This window comes from Sphingomonas sp., from assembly GCF_025353885.1.
GTDB lineage: Bacteria > Pseudomonadota > Alphaproteobacteria > Sphingomonadales > Sphingomonadaceae > Sphingomonas_O.
Map to the genome: position 1 here is coordinate 1 of NZ_JANXNX010000115.1, position 14137 is coordinate 14137.

At 55.8% G+C, this 14137-nt stretch carries 12 protein-coding genes; 4 read left to right on the forward strand and 8 right to left on the reverse strand.

The annotated features are described in order from the left end of the window. A partial coding sequence (locus tag Q0R02_RS13205; protein ID WP_293884217.1) for a TonB-dependent receptor occupies positions 1-1545 on the forward strand: 1545 nt, incomplete at its 5' end. A gap of 28 nt (positions 1546-1573) precedes the next feature. Here Q0R02_RS13205 and Q0R02_RS13210 read toward each other — a convergent pair. Then, positions 1574-2128 (reverse strand): TetR/AcrR family transcriptional regulator, encoded by a 555-nt coding sequence (locus tag Q0R02_RS13210; protein WP_293884219.1) that lies wholly within the window; start codon positions 2126-2128, stop codon positions 1574-1576. 224 nt (positions 2129-2352) lie between these two features. Between Q0R02_RS13210 and Q0R02_RS13215 the strand changes: the two genes are divergently transcribed. Further along, positions 2353-2919, forward strand: a complete 567-nt coding sequence (locus Q0R02_RS13215; protein WP_293884221.1) for a hypothetical protein — start codon at positions 2353-2355, stop codon at positions 2917-2919. 35 nt (positions 2920-2954) lie between these two features. Continuing rightward, positions 2955-3536, forward strand: a complete 582-nt coding sequence (locus Q0R02_RS13220) for a cytochrome P450 (RefSeq protein ID WP_293884223.1) — start codon at positions 2955-2957, stop codon at positions 3534-3536. A 36-nt stretch (positions 3537-3572) separates the two neighbouring features. Here the strand turns inward: Q0R02_RS13220 and Q0R02_RS13225 are convergent, their stop codons facing one another. The 7 genes from Q0R02_RS13225 to Q0R02_RS13255 all read right to left on the reverse strand — a co-directional run bounded on the left by Q0R02_RS13225 (position 3573) and on the right by Q0R02_RS13255 (position 13258). Beyond that, the gene (locus Q0R02_RS13225) at positions 3573-4667 is read right to left on the reverse strand and encodes a histidine kinase dimerization/phosphoacceptor domain -containing protein (protein WP_293884225.1); all 1095 of its coding nucleotides are present in this window, start codon (positions 4665-4667) and stop codon (positions 3573-3575) included. Positions 4668-4835: 168 nt separating this feature from the next. Further along, positions 4836-4958 carry a hypothetical protein gene (locus Q0R02_RS13230; protein ID WP_293884227.1) on the reverse strand — a complete coding sequence of 41 codons (123 nt, stop codon included), beginning with the start codon at positions 4956-4958 and terminating at the stop codon, positions 4836-4838. Positions 4959-5210: 252 nt separating this feature from the next. Further along, positions 5211-6629 (reverse strand): MFS transporter, encoded by a 1419-nt coding sequence (locus Q0R02_RS13235; protein WP_293884229.1) that lies wholly within the window; start codon positions 6627-6629, stop codon positions 5211-5213. Further along, positions 6626-8089: an aldehyde dehydrogenase family protein gene (locus Q0R02_RS13240; protein WP_293884231.1), complete on the reverse strand. Its 1464-nt coding sequence runs from the start codon at positions 8087-8089 to the stop codon at positions 6626-6628. Before Q0R02_RS13240 ends, Q0R02_RS13235 begins: the two co-directional genes overlap by 4 nt. A 58-nt stretch (positions 8090-8147) precedes the next feature. After that, positions 8148-9044 (reverse strand): SDR family oxidoreductase, encoded by an 897-nt coding sequence (locus Q0R02_RS13245; protein ID WP_293884233.1) that lies wholly within the window; start codon positions 9042-9044, stop codon positions 8148-8150. After that, entirely contained in the window at positions 8929-10737 is a 1809-nt protein-coding gene (locus Q0R02_RS13250; protein WP_293884235.1) for an NAD(P)/FAD-dependent oxidoreductase, read from the reverse strand. The genes Q0R02_RS13245 and Q0R02_RS13250 overlap by 116 nt, the downstream gene beginning before the upstream one ends. A gap of 40 nt (positions 10738-10777) precedes the next feature. Beyond that, positions 10778-13258 (reverse strand): TonB-dependent receptor, encoded by a 2481-nt coding sequence (locus Q0R02_RS13255; protein WP_293884237.1) that lies wholly within the window; start codon positions 13256-13258, stop codon positions 10778-10780. A gap of 141 nt (positions 13259-13399) precedes the next feature. Between Q0R02_RS13255 and Q0R02_RS13260 the strand changes: the two genes are divergently transcribed. Next, positions 13400-14029: a TetR family transcriptional regulator gene (locus Q0R02_RS13260; RefSeq protein WP_293884239.1), complete on the forward strand. Its 630-nt coding sequence runs from the start codon at positions 13400-13402 to the stop codon at positions 14027-14029. Positions 14030-14137: the final 108 nt, after the last annotated feature.

A 14137-nucleotide genomic window follows, 5' to 3' on the forward strand; every position in this document is an offset into this window, starting at 1 on the left:
GCAGAGAATATTCAGATCGGTTCAAGTTATCAGTTCGTCGGCGGGTCGTTGCCGGCGCGATACGGCGAAAGCACGCTCGATAACCACACCGCGCAGTATACCAGCCTGACATCCGATGGCGACACTCACCACCGGACACGGTCCAACATCGCGTCGCTTAAAGGCGAATGGGAGGTTGGGGAGTTCACTATCGTCGCACAAAGCGCTTACGTAAGTTACAAGTTGCGCAACCAGGATGATTTCGATTTTTCCACGGATGACAGTGTAAATTTCGATCGTTCCGAAAGCTATCGTCAGTTTACCCAGGAGTTGCGGATTCAGTCGCCTACCGGCGGTCGCGTTGATTATATGGCGGGAGTCTTTTTCCTAAGCAGCCACTGGGATTCGCTTGAGAAACAGATCTGGCAGGTGCCAGGGTTTCCGCCGGCGGGTCCTCCCGGGCCGGGGCAGTTATTCAACGGTCCGTTCGCCAATCATTTTGTGCAGGATCAGAAAGCTTATTCGGGCTTCGCATCGGGCACGTTCCATATCAATGATCGGCTCAGACTGGCGGGGGGATTGCGCTATACGCGCGAGACCAAGGACGTGGTGTTTGGCCGGACGCCCTTTGGAGCGCTCACGGTTTGGAATACGATCGCAAATCCACCCTTCGATCCAACACCGCTCAATCACGGCTCGAACTTTGTCGATGGCAACGTCAGCCTGCAATATGACGTGACCCCCAATGTCATGGCATATGCCTCGTTCGGACATGGCAGTAAGGCCGGCGGCTTTGTCGAAACCAACACGATTGCAGTGCCCCCGCAGGCGCTTGTCAATGGCAAGGTTCCCGCGGCGCTCGTGGCGGCAGGGTCGGCGATCCGGGACGAAAAGGTTAAAAGCTACGAAATCGGCGTCAAGACGACCCTGTTCGATAGACGTCTGCGTTTCAACATTGCTGGCTTCTGGACCGACATCAAGGATTTTCAGGACACGATTTTCACCGGTGGCACCCTTGGCTTCATTACCTTTAACGGACCCGCGCGCAGTCGTGGTGCCGAGATCGAGACCGCGTTTCAAATAACGCCAAGCCTGCGGTTCGACGGTGGGCTGACCTATGCGGACTCGACCAGCGTTCTGCAGCCGATCGATCCAGTCACCTTGTTTCCCCAGGTCGATGCTAACGGCAAGGCGGTTTTCGGTCGTTATCGCCGGTCACAGGCGCCGAAAGTAATCTTCAATGCAGGGGCCACATTCGACACAAGGCTGACCGATCGCTTGGGGGGTCACCTGGGCGCAAGCGTTCGCCACCGCAGCAGCATGTTCAACCAGGATCAGGAGATGTTTCTTTCCAAACCGCTCACAACGCTTGATCTTCAGGCGGGGATCGAGATGGCGGATAAAAGCTGGGGCATCGACGTGGTTGCCAAGAACGTGACCAATTCAATCTCCCAGGATTTCGCCAGTCCCTCTGTCGATCCGCGCTTTGGTGCCTTTTACGGGGCGTATCTGGCCGGACCCAATGCTCTGCGTACTGTTATGCTCTCGGCACACTTCAAATATTGAGCGGCCAAAGATGGCGCCCGACCTGACATCACTCGATCGGGCGCCACCAGCTCACCCTGCCCGGCGCCTCTGTGACGAGGCGCTGGAACGCCTGCGCCGCAACCTGTTTGGCCTTCTCCGGCGAGACCCCAAAGCTGCCCAGAACCATCGCCGTGACCCCCCGAATATAGGCCGGATCGCGTCCACCCGAAATGATACGGCGGATCGCTTCATGTTTGGCTCCCATCAGCAGGTCAGCCGCGAGATCGACGGAGACCACGGTATAATCCCCCGATGTCACGCCCTTCCTGATGTCGCCCTTGACTTTGCTGGAAATCAACCCGTGCTCGCCGTCCATCAGGCCGAGGTGAGTGATAAATCCCCCCCAGTCCGGATCGATCCAGGCCCGCGCGAGAAACGTCTGAAAACCAGTTGCCGTCCGCATTACAGGGTCGTCGAGGATATCGTAAACGTTGAAGATGTCGAAGGTCATCTGCTCGGCAAGTTCAAAAGCGAGCTGTGTCACCGCCTCGTCAAGCGTATCGAAATGCCTATAAAATGTGCCGCGGGACACTTTGGCGTGACGTACGACATCCTCGATCACGGTTGGGCCGGTCAATTTGCGGCCCGCGCACACGGTCAAGATCGACTGAAGCAGATGAGCACGCATGCGCGTACGTCGCTCTCGCCCGACACGGACCCGGTGGTCCTCGCGGGCAGGCTCCACGGGTATCTCACCGGAATTCATAATACTCACGTCATCACAATGACAGATTGTCATCTGGATGGAAAGCAAGTGCTAACGAAGCAAAATCGAGGAGACATATCATGGCTTTGATGGACCTTGTTCCAACGTTTAACGAAGATTTCTGGAGTGATGAGGTCATCCTCAATCCCTATCCGCATTATGATCGTCTGCGGGAATTGGGCCCGGCGGTATGGCTGGCGCGAAATGACGCATGGGCCTTGACCCATTTTGACTCCGTGCGACGAGCATTGCTGTCTTCGGAAGTATTTTCGTCTGCCAGCGGCTGCATGATGAACGAACCGATGAACAGCGCGAGCAAAGGAATTATGCTTTGCAGCGACGATCCGGATCATCTTGTCATGCGCCGGTTGTTTGCCAAACCGTTGCTGCCAAAGGCTTTGAATGAGTTGCGCCCGCGTCTTGAAACTCTCGTAGGCGATAAGATCGATCAGCTTAGCAAAGTCGGCATGTTCGATGGTGTTGCCGACCTGGCTCATTTTCTGCCGCTCGCGATTGTGACCGAACTAGTCGGTCTGGACGAAGAGGGCCAAGCCCGCATGCTTGAATGGGCCGCAGCGATATTCAACGCTTTCGACCGATCGAAAACGACCGCACGGTCGACGGACTACAAATTACTCAGCAGGTGATCAGCTATGTTCTGGAGCGGGTAGACCGGAAAACAATGGTCCCCGGGGGATGGGGCGAAGCCTTATTTCGCGCAGCAGACGCTGGTGCAATCACCGAACAAACCGCACGCATGATGCTGATCGACTATCTTACCCCATCGTTGGACACGACAATCAACGCGACCAGCGCGGCGCTCGAACTTTTTGCAGAATATCCCGATCAATGGGACCGCCTTCGTGGTGAGCCTGCGCTGATCCCACACGCCATCAACGAAATTATTCGCATGGAATCGCCGATCCGTGCATTTTCTCGTTTCGTGACGACCGACGTCGACGTGGGAGACGTTCGTATTCCCGCAGGGTCACGCGCTCTGATGCTCTACGCTTGTGCGAACCGCGATCCTGCGAAATTTATCGAGCCGACCCGCTTCGACATCACGCGCAAGCCCAGCGACCATCTCGGTTTTGGAATGGGCACCCACGTTTGCGCGGGCATGCACCTCGCCAAACTCGAAATTTCGATCATCCTGGAGGCCATGGTCGCGAAAGTCTGTCGGATCGAGGCTTCCGACCCTGTTCGGAAGCCCCATAATACATTGCGGGGACTGGCGTCGCTGCGTTGTGCGTTCCGCGCTTGATGCTCATCGGCACAGTTCGATGGTCCCAAGTTTTCGTCAGGCTGTTTGAGGGAATTTAACGGTAAAACAGGCGCCTTCGCCATCAGTGCGTCGAGCGGCGTCCAGCGTGCCACCAAGCTGCTTTGCCAGCGTGTTTATCACGCGCATTCCCAATCCCGCGTTCGCAGCTTGGGCATTGAACCCATCGACCAAACCGGTGCCTTCGTCGCAAACGATAAGCTTATTGAGGTCACCCGACGTTCGGAATGTGACGTCGATCTTGCCCGCGCCATGTTTTGCGGCGTTGGTGACCAGCTCGTTGGCGATCAATCCAATCGCCTGGATTGAGGTGGCAGGAATCATGTCCTCATCACCCGTGACGACGATCTCACGATCCAGGATCGCCGCAAGATCATCGCAGAGCCGCTTAAGGAACGCGATGCAGGATACATTGTCGGCGACATCGGCGTAAAAGTGACGGTGAACCTGGGCAACCGCCGCTACCCGGTTGGCGGCCAGCTTTAGGTGAGTGGCGGCCTGCTCGGCCCCGGGCGATCGGCTTTGCAGCGAAAGCAAGCTGGAAACAAACTGCAAACTGTTCATCACTCGGTGGTCAATTTCCTTCGCCATCAAATTCGCCTTGCTCACAGCGTTCCGTGACGAAAGCCCAAGCTCAAGCTGGTCCATGACAATCGTGGCCAGGTCCTCCAAATCTTCGATTTGCTCTTGGCCGAATGAACGCGGCTCCTTGTCGATGATGCATAAGGTGCCAAGGTTGTACCCATCGCTTGTTGTCAGCGGCACGGCGGCGTAGAAACGGAGGCCGAAGTCCCCGGCGACCAATGGATTTGCCAAGGAACGCGGATCAATTCGCGCATCCTCGATCAGATAGGGTACGCCGCCGAGAATGGCGGAAGCGCACAAGCCGGGTTCCCGATCGATTTGATTGACGGGCAGGCCATGATGCGACTTGAACCATATCCTGTCTTCATCGACGACACTTATGATGGCAATTGGAACCCCGAACCGCCGTGCGGCCAAGGCGGTGATCCGATCGAATGCGCCATCCGGCGGGCTGTCGAGAATGTCATAGCGACGAACCGCCCTTATGCGCCCAGCCTCATCCGGCAATGATTTTTCTTGGATCGACATCGTGATCTTCCCCAGGACCCCGGGCGCTCGCCGCGCCCGTCGCATTTTCCTATTATAATAATGGCATGCGGAATCAAACCTGAACATGAACAGTGCGGTCTACGGCCGATTGATCCAACCGGAAAGCTGCCGTCCGCGGTGGCAAGATCGAATATCGATAACGGTATTTTAAGAGATGAAAGGCGCAACGACTTTCACGGCTTGACTGACGTAGAGTGCCTTTTCGCCCACCGGCGCGACGTAGCGCATCGCCTCCTCGGCATCGCGCATGGTTGCGCCACGGGCGATCATCCAAGTCGCGAGATACTGGGAGGCGTGGCTTCATGCGGTTCAGGATTGCCGCCGCAACGAACGAGCCCAGTTCATTGAACCCGTTGAACGTCAAAACCGCAATTTTGCAGGAACTCCTCCTCTGGCGAATGGTGAACATCCTACATAGCGAAGCTGTTACGAAAGGAACGGCAGCTATTGGTTAGAAGCACATCTTTTCGACCAACGGGTTTCAGCACGCAGTAGCATACGTTTCATCGCCATGCTCGAGAGTTACCTCGTCGGCAGAGCCCCACCACCTTTTACAAATTGTAAGGTCAATAATCCCGCCACCAGCAGTCCGGAGATTGGAAGGAGACCGATCCGTTGCGACCCACTTAAATCGGTCGCAAGCTGTACGAGCAGCGGGCCGAGCCACATCGTCGCCGTTCCCGCAATGACGAACAAGCCAAAGAAAATGCCGATCTTTTCTGGAGGCACGAGCCTGGTAAGCAAGGTACGGCTAGATGAATAAGCCGCTGTCACCGTCATGGCACCTAGGAAACCACAAACGATAAGGCCAATTTCTGGAGCTGTTCGGAAGAGAGGGCCGTTCCACAGCGGGACGTGTGTGGTTGGGTCGTAGGCTTGGTAGAACAGCAAGTGCGGGGTGTTCCCAAGCGATAACAATTGCGACAAGATAACGCCGGCGATCTCGAATTTGAGAGCCAGTTTCGGCCCGATGCGACCGTCCAGCCAGCCCGCGGCCAGCCCTCCAAAGACCGAGAAAATGCTTAGCAACATTCCATAAGCAAGGAGTTCAAGCGACCTCCAGCCCATGACGCCAGCCGCGTAGATTCCGGCAAATATCAGAATTCCGGTCAATCCGTCGGTAAACAGCATTCTTGCCGCCAGATAGGTCAGCGCATCGCGATGACCACGTGCCTGACTAAACAACAATTTTAGATCGGCGATGCCCATCCGTATCGCTTTTAAGAGTCTAACTCCGGTAGCGGGAACATCGGGCACGAAACGGAACAATGGCAGAGCGCCCAACAAAAATGCGGTTCCGACCAGGATCGGCACGATTCGATCCGGCTGATGGCTGAGGACATCAAGCCCAAACAACGGCTGCGATGGCACGAAAGCCCAGTCTACCTTCCCTGGCAGGGCGAAGGCCCACATCACAAACGCAAGCATCATCACAGATATAAAGTTTCCGAGCGCCAAACCTAGTCCAGAGGCTGCGCCTGCGTGTTTCATGCCTGCGGCCGGAATCAACAACGCGTTGTGAAGCGTTTCTGTATAGGAGAACAGGACCGAGATAAGTGCCAGCATCGCAACGATCAACGGCACGCTCAATCCCGATCCGTCGGATTTTGCCCACCACAGACCCATGATGAGCGGAACCATCAGCGCCACAACGGCCGCAAGCCAAGGCTTGCGAGATCCCATGCGATCGACGGTTGCACCCAACAGGGGTGCGGTCAGCATCACGCCCCATCCTGCATATTTCGCGCCGCTTGCGACGATGGCCTGCCCATGCACCGGATCCGCGATAACGCTGGTAACGAGATACGGCACGAAAACGTAGATCGTTATCAGTATGATATAGGGATCGCGGACCCCTTGAAACAAAGCCCAGCACCAAGATGACAAGCCAAGCGTCGGATCTGACAGTTTCGGCTTATGTGACGCTGCAGGGTTGCTCAACTGGATCCCAGAACTGCAGCTACGAGCGCGGCACCCTTCGCGTATGGGGCATAAAAGGCGTCGATCATATCGCCCGTACCACGCACCACTACTCCGCGCTGGTTCGAAAACTCGCGGAATCCCTCGATGCCGTGGTGCCGTCCCATGCCGCTCATTCCCGAGCCACCGAAGCCCATTGAGGGTAGCGCGCTTTGGACCGCGCAGGTGTTCACGGCAGCGCCGCCCGAAATCGTTTTATTCAGCACTTCATGGGTCACCAGCGGATCATCGCCAAAGACGTAGAGAGCGAGAGGACGTTCGCCAGCATTGATCAGGTCAATCGCTTCCGACAAGTCGTCATATGGAATGATGGGCAGGATCGGCCCAAAGATTTCTTCAGTCATAATTCGCAGATCGGGCGCGGGGTCAACAACCAGCGATATCGGCATCCGTCGTGTTCCGCGATCGCTGGTGGTGTCGTCTTCAAGCGTGACGATCACTGTCTGGCGATCGGCTGCCTCGGCGAGAAGTTCGGTCAACCGGTCGAAATGACGATTGGAAATGATGCCGGTCACCTCTTGGCCGCGTGCATAGTCGGGTGCTGCGCGCTTCATAAAAGCGGTCGCATGGTCCACAAACAACGCCAGGTCGCTGCGCGGCACAAGGGCGTAATCGACCGACACACACATTTGGCCGTTCTTGATTATTTTGGTTCCAATCACCGACTCCACATTGCCTTCTGTCACCGACCCGGGGGTGATGAGGGCAGGACATTTCCCGCCGAGTTCGAGCGTCACCGGCGTGAGGTTCTGGGCTGCGGCCATCATGACCTGGCGCCCCACATCCGGACTTCCGGTATAAAGTAAATGATCCCAGGGAAGTGTCGAGAACGCTTGCGCTAATTGCAGTCCGCCAACGGCCACATAAACCAGCGACGGATCGAACGTTGCTGTAATCATTTCGTTGAGCAGGGCGGCGCACGCTGGGGTATATTCGGAAGGCTTGACGATAACGCGATTACCTGCGGCGAGTATTTCGACCATTGGGCCAACCGCAAGATCAAAGGGGAAATTCCACGGCACGATGTTGCCGACCACGCCCTTGGGCTGCAATTGCACATAGGCATGAGCGTTGCCATACATGCCGGCGTCCATTTCCCGATCTTCGGGATGCATCCAGTCTTTCAGATGCGCCAGCACATATTGCGCACGCGCCACCACGCCCAGAACTTCGATCATGTCCGATGCGGGCACCGGATGTGCACCAAAGTCAGCGATCAGCGCCGCGCTGATCCGCTCGCGATTGGCGAGCATCATGCCAATCAGTTTTTCCAGCCTTTCGCGCCGTTCGTCCAAACTTGGGTTCCGGTCGCCCGCAAAGGCGGTGCGCTGCTCATCGAATGCCCGGCGGAGCGCGACTATTTCTGTTTCGGCATTGGAGTCGGACAAGGCTGTGATGGGCTGTTGTTGCAAAAGCGACATGATGCCAATTCCTATAATTTAAAAATGGGCCGTGCACCGCACGGCCCAAGTTGAGAAGCTATTGCGCAAAACCAAACATCTGGGCGCGCTCGTCGCGTACGCGTTCCGGGAATGCTGTAACTTCCACGTCGAAATCCTTGAGTTCTGCGGGAACATACCAATGAAGTTTGTTTTCGTGATATGCAGCCCAAGTCGCTTCTGCGACGGCTGAGGGGGGCGTAAGGCGCCACATTCCTTCCTCAGGCGCCATCGCGCGCATTGTGTCGCCAAGGATTGCCGTATCGATCAACCCAGGCAGAAGGTCGGCTGCACGCACGCCATAACGCTGGAATTCGACCGACAGCGCCTCTGTCAGACCGCGCACGGCGTGTTTCGTTGCTGAATATACCGCAATTCCCCCTGTGCCCCAGATCGCCGACGACGAGGACGTCGTGAGGCACAGCGAACCTGGCGTCGCTTTCAGCAGAGGCATGCCGGCACGGATGCCGATCATCACACCAATCAAATTGACGTTGATGACCTTCATCACGTCTTCCCATGATATCTCGTCGAACATGCCTTCGACGGCGATCCCAGCGTTGTTCATCAAAAGATCGAGCTTGCCCCCGGTCGCCCCCGAAAAGGCCGACATGGCGCGGGAAAATGCGTCGGCATTTGCAACATCAAGCACACCGAAATGCCCGTTATCGGCACCGATTTCACGCTCAAGCGCGTCGAGACCCGGTTGATTGACATCGAATGCGCCAACGAACCAGCCATGTTGAGCAAAAAGAAGCGCCGTTGCACGTCCCATGCCCGATGCAGCGCCAGTGATAAAAACAGATTTGCGGCCAGCAGATTTAAGCATCCTGTGATTTCCTGTTCGCTTGCGCGCCATTGAGTTCGAGTCCGGCAAAGTCTCCGTCATCCCGCCACGCACGTAGGAGAGCGATGAAAGCGATCGGTCCGGCTCCATAAGGCGAATTGCGATCGGCAACCGACGAAGCGCGGCCTTCATTGTTGTAAAAGCCGGGCGTACATTGTTCGAGAAATGACCGCCGCGCGCCGCTCATACCCATGATGGTTTTAACCCATTGCGCTTCGGCTTCTGCCGTTGCTTCGATGGTCGTGATCCCACGGTTTCGGCATTCTTCGATTACATGGGTGAGATGTTTAGACTGCTCGTCGAGCATATGTGGAAAGTTCACCGACATGCCCGATTGCGAATGGCTGATGACAAAACAGTTCGGAAATCCTCGAGTATGAAGGCCGTGCAATGAAATCATGCCATCGGCCCATTTATCATGAAGGGCTTGCCCACCGACACCGATGACTTCAAATCCCGAACGCTTGGAAAAATCAGTCGACGTCTCGAACCCCGTCGCGAAGATCAAACAATCAACTGGATATTCGACGCCATCGACAACCAGCGCGTTTTCCGTGATCCGCTCGACCCCCTTGCCTTGGGTATCGACAAGCGTGACGTTGGGTCGATTGAAGCTCTGCAAATACTCGTCATGAAAACAGGGTCGTTTGCAGTAAAGACTGAACCACGGCTTGAGGGCTTGCGCCGTGCGAGGGTCGTCAACGATGTCATCAATTCTGGTACGAATACGTGCCATCGTCTCAAGATCAGCCTGCTCGAGCAGAATACCTGGATCAGCGGTTGAGTCTGCCGCGAGCTTTTCCCGAACGGCGCGTGCTAGCACCGTCCATCCGTCGCCAACCAGATCTTCGATATGCAAATCGCCCGTAAACTGAGCGGTAAAGCTTTCGATCCTCCGCTGTTGCCAACCGGGCTGCAAGCCTTCCGCCCAAGCGGCGTCCGTCGGAGCATTGTCGCGCGCGTCGACAGACGACGGCGTCCGCTGAAAAACCAGTAACTGCTTGGCAGACCGAGCAAGGGGAGGGACGCATTGGACAGCCGTGGCTCCCGTTCCGATGATCGCAACACGCTTGTCTGCAAGATTGACAAGTGGATCGGTCCCGCTTCCCCCCGTGTAATCATAATCCCAGCGACTGGTATGAAAGCTGTGACCTGTAAAGGTTTCGATGCCCGGAATTGCAGGCAATTTGGGCCGATTAAGCGGGCCAGTCGTCAATACGACAAACCGCGCCTTCATGTCGTCGTCGCGATCAGTCTGGACCCGCCAATATTGTTCCTGGGCATCCCAGGTCATGCGCGTCACCTGTGTCGAAAAGACAGCATTGTTGTAAAGGTCGTAATGTTCAGCAATGCGCCCACAATGCTGTCGAATTTCAGCTGCTTTCGAGTAGCGTTCGACCGGCATGTAGCCGGTTTCTTCGAGTAACGGGAAATAGATGTAGCTTTCGACGTCGCAGGCCGCCCCCGGATAGCGGTTCCAATACCAGGTCCCGCCGACGTCCCCGCCGACTTCGACGATCCGCACACTTGCAATTCCGGCCTCACGAAGTCGAGCGGCTGTCAGCAGACCGCCGAACCCCCCGCCGACGACGAGCACATCAACGGTATCGCTTAGCGGTTCGCGCGGTTGATACGACGAATAGGGATCGGCGGCCAAATGCTCCAGACCGTCGGAGATGTTCCGATATTCACGGGCACTCGCGTGCTCCCTCCGCTTGCGCTCCTCTTCGTAGCGCGCGCGGAGGGCATTGTAGTCAGTCTTTGCGGTGTCGGCCTCGGCCATTTATCGGTTCCATTTCAATCTCGTATCGGCCAAGTCTTGCTTAGAACGTCTTTCGCAAAGTTACCCCGTATGTCCGAGGCTGCGTGATATAAGCGCTGTAGCTTCCCGACTGGGCCACCGTCGGAAATACCCCGATCAGCGAACGATCTTTCGTCAGATTGCGTGCCCAGACCATCACCTCGAGCTTGGAGAGCTTGTCGACAAAACCGGCGCTCGCATTCACATTGTTGATCCCCCACGTGGCGATGTTGGGAGGAGCAGTTTCGGTCAGGTAAGTATTGCTCGAATAATCATATTCGCCGCGGACATACGCGTTGAAGCGCTCGCCAAAGTCCTGAGAAATTGTCGCAGAAGCCGAAAAGCTCCATTTTGCAATGCCTGCCGGCTTTGTTCCCGAAAGGTCGCGGGATGGTGGAATGCGACCCGTGACCGGGTTCACCGGGCAGCGCGCGGTGTCATAAACATAGCAAGGGGCTGCCGTGAACGAGTCATATTTGGGATCGAGGTAAGTAACAGCGCCGGTCAGCGCGAGCCAGCGAACAGGAGCGTAGGCGGTATCAACCTCAAATCCGCGTACAGACTGTTTCCCGGCATTGACCAGATTATAGGCTACACCGTCGTAGGCGTTGGACTGAAATCCTTTGATGCTCTGCTTGAAGACTGCAAGATTGAAATAACCACCTTGAAACTTCGCCTTTAGACCCGCTTCGTAAACTTGCACATTTTCGGGATTGACCGTTCGACCCAACCCCTGCGCATTCGGCGGACGCGTGTTCTCGGTCAAATTGACCGCGCCCGCTTTCCAGCCTGTCGAATAGCTGACGTAGGCATTGACGAATCCAAGATCATAAGCAGCGCGAGCGGCATAAGTGACCTTGTCGCCTTTCAGAATACCGGACTCGTTTGCGTTGGGATAATTCACAGGGGCGTGGTTGGCGGTATCCCCAAAGAAGAATTGCAGACCACCAAGCCCTCCAAAAGCGTTCACTGGCGCTCCCAAAAAGGCAAGGTTTGGAACATTCTGCAAATTCAATGACGAGAAGGGATCGTTCAACACGATATTGGCGGTCGAACGCTTGCGGTCATTAAGATAAGCGAGCCCCCCGGTCAGGGTCAGGCGATCGGTGACTTTATATTCGGCCTGGCCGAATATCGAATAAGACCGCTGATATAGCTTGAACTGTTCCGAAATTCCCTGTCCTGCCTGGAAATAGGTGGATCCTGGAACAATGCTGGCGTTCAGGGGGATCCCAGCAAAGCCACCGCGCTGGATAGTTTCGAGTTGTCGGATGGCGCCGCCGCTGAGCGCGTCGGCATAAGCGCGAATATCGCGACCGTAAGTAATGGCATCTGCGGAACTGAGCTTTTCATCCTGATAAAATCCACCGATCAGCCAGCTCAACGGGCCTTTTCCGTTGGACGCAAGCCTGAATTCCTGAGTGAACGTCTTTATTCTTATTGCGTCGGCGCGATTGGCGAGGTCGGCTCCGCTGAAATCGACGTCCTCGCGCGTTTGGTTTTCCTGATCCCGATAGGCCGTGATCGATGTCAGCTTTGCAAATCCAACATCGAGATCGACCTGTCCCGAGATACCCTCACCGCGCACACGATTTACCGGATCCGTATTCGCGTTGACATTGCGGTCGAAAATCCTGGCAGGATCGCTGATGCCCTTGCCCAGGCCGGCTGGAGGCGCTGCGCCGATAAACTGTGTAGCCGGGCCATTAAATATCTGGCCGACCCCGCAACAACGCTCTTTTATCAGGTTATAGTCCGCAATGACGCGAACCGAGAGCGTCGATGTCGGCTGCCACAAGACGTCGCCACGGAGCGACCAGCGATTGCGGTCGTTCTGCTTGCCGCCCGTCGTCAAGTTGTGAAGATAACCGTCCCGCTCATTGACAGTACCCGACACGCGAACCGCAAGCGTTTCGCTGATCGGTCCCGTGAACGTTCCGCGCGTCTGGATGAGGCCATAATTTCCAATGCTGGCTTCGGCCTTTCCGCCGAATTCAAACTGTGGCTTGCGCGTGACGATGCTGATCGCGCCGGCCGACACGTTTTTGCCGAAAAGCGTTGACTGGGGTCCGCGCAAGACCTCGATGCGTTCGACTTCAGGAAGGTCGTCAAGAGCCGCCGAACTGCGCGAGCGGTACACGCCATCGATGAAAACGCCGACCGATGATTCAATGCCCGGATTGCCATTGCCGTTGCCAAAGCCGCGGATGATGAAGTTGGTCTGACCGACTGTATTGAATTGTGAGACCTTCAGCGACGGCACAACCGACTGGAGATCGATCAAATCTCGAATCTGGGCCTTTTCAAGCGTCGCCTGACTTGTGACCGAAACCGAAATTGGAACGTCCTGCAGCGTCTGTTCGCGCTTCGTGGCGGTAACGATGATATCTTCTGAGTCGCGCGCCGTGTCCGATGGTGGCGGGGCGGTCGAACTCTGGGCCAACACTGGTGTGCTGACAGCTAGCGCAATTAGCGATACGCCCAATAGAACTGTGCCTTGCATGTCTCTCTCCCTGTCGGTCCGGTTATCCGGTCTCGATTCAATTTTTAGTGCAAACTATATTTTAGTGCAACCTAGAATCTTTCTAGTGGATTTGATTGCGTTGGGGCAGGATGCCTGTTTTAGACGATCACCGGATTGGAGATGGCTTTGTCGGACAGCGTACAGCCCGCCGTCGCGGCGAAAATCACCAAGGGTGTTTCTCGCAGCTTGAAATCTGCCGGAAAGCGCGATGCTATCATTCGCGCCGCGATTGAAATCATCAACGAAAAGAGTTTCGCGCTTGCGACCATGACCGAAATTGCCGGTAGCTTGGGAATGCGCGACGCCGCGCTTTATTATTATTTTTCGGACAAGCAAACACTCGTTTTTGCGTGCCATGTGCGTTCGCTAGAACGATTTGAAGCTTTGCTCGCCGGCGTGGCGCACTCGAACGGCAGCGGTCTTGTAAAACTTCGGCAATTCATCAAGCACATGTTGGTCGATTCTGCAAAAAATGGACCTCAGCTGTATTTCGGCGACCACTCCTATTTGGATGCAGCAAACCGGCAGACAATCGATACCTGGGCGGCACGCCTTACCGCTGGCCTTGAGCGTTTTATTATTGACGGAATAGAGGACGGCTCGGTGGTAGAATGCGAAACCGCGATGGTGGTTCAACTTCTTCTTGGGACACTGATCTGGCTGGCCAAATGGGTTCCTGCCGACATAACCGTTGACCGGCTAATGTCTTCAATTTCGGCGTTTGGTTTTCATGGTCTGGAAACTCGATAAGGCGAAGGTTTTGGAGAATGTGTGGGCCCGGCCAACGGGTCGTTACGTTTGCCAACGCATCGCGATAGACTTTACGGATAAGGACGATTATGACCGATTTTGAGCAGC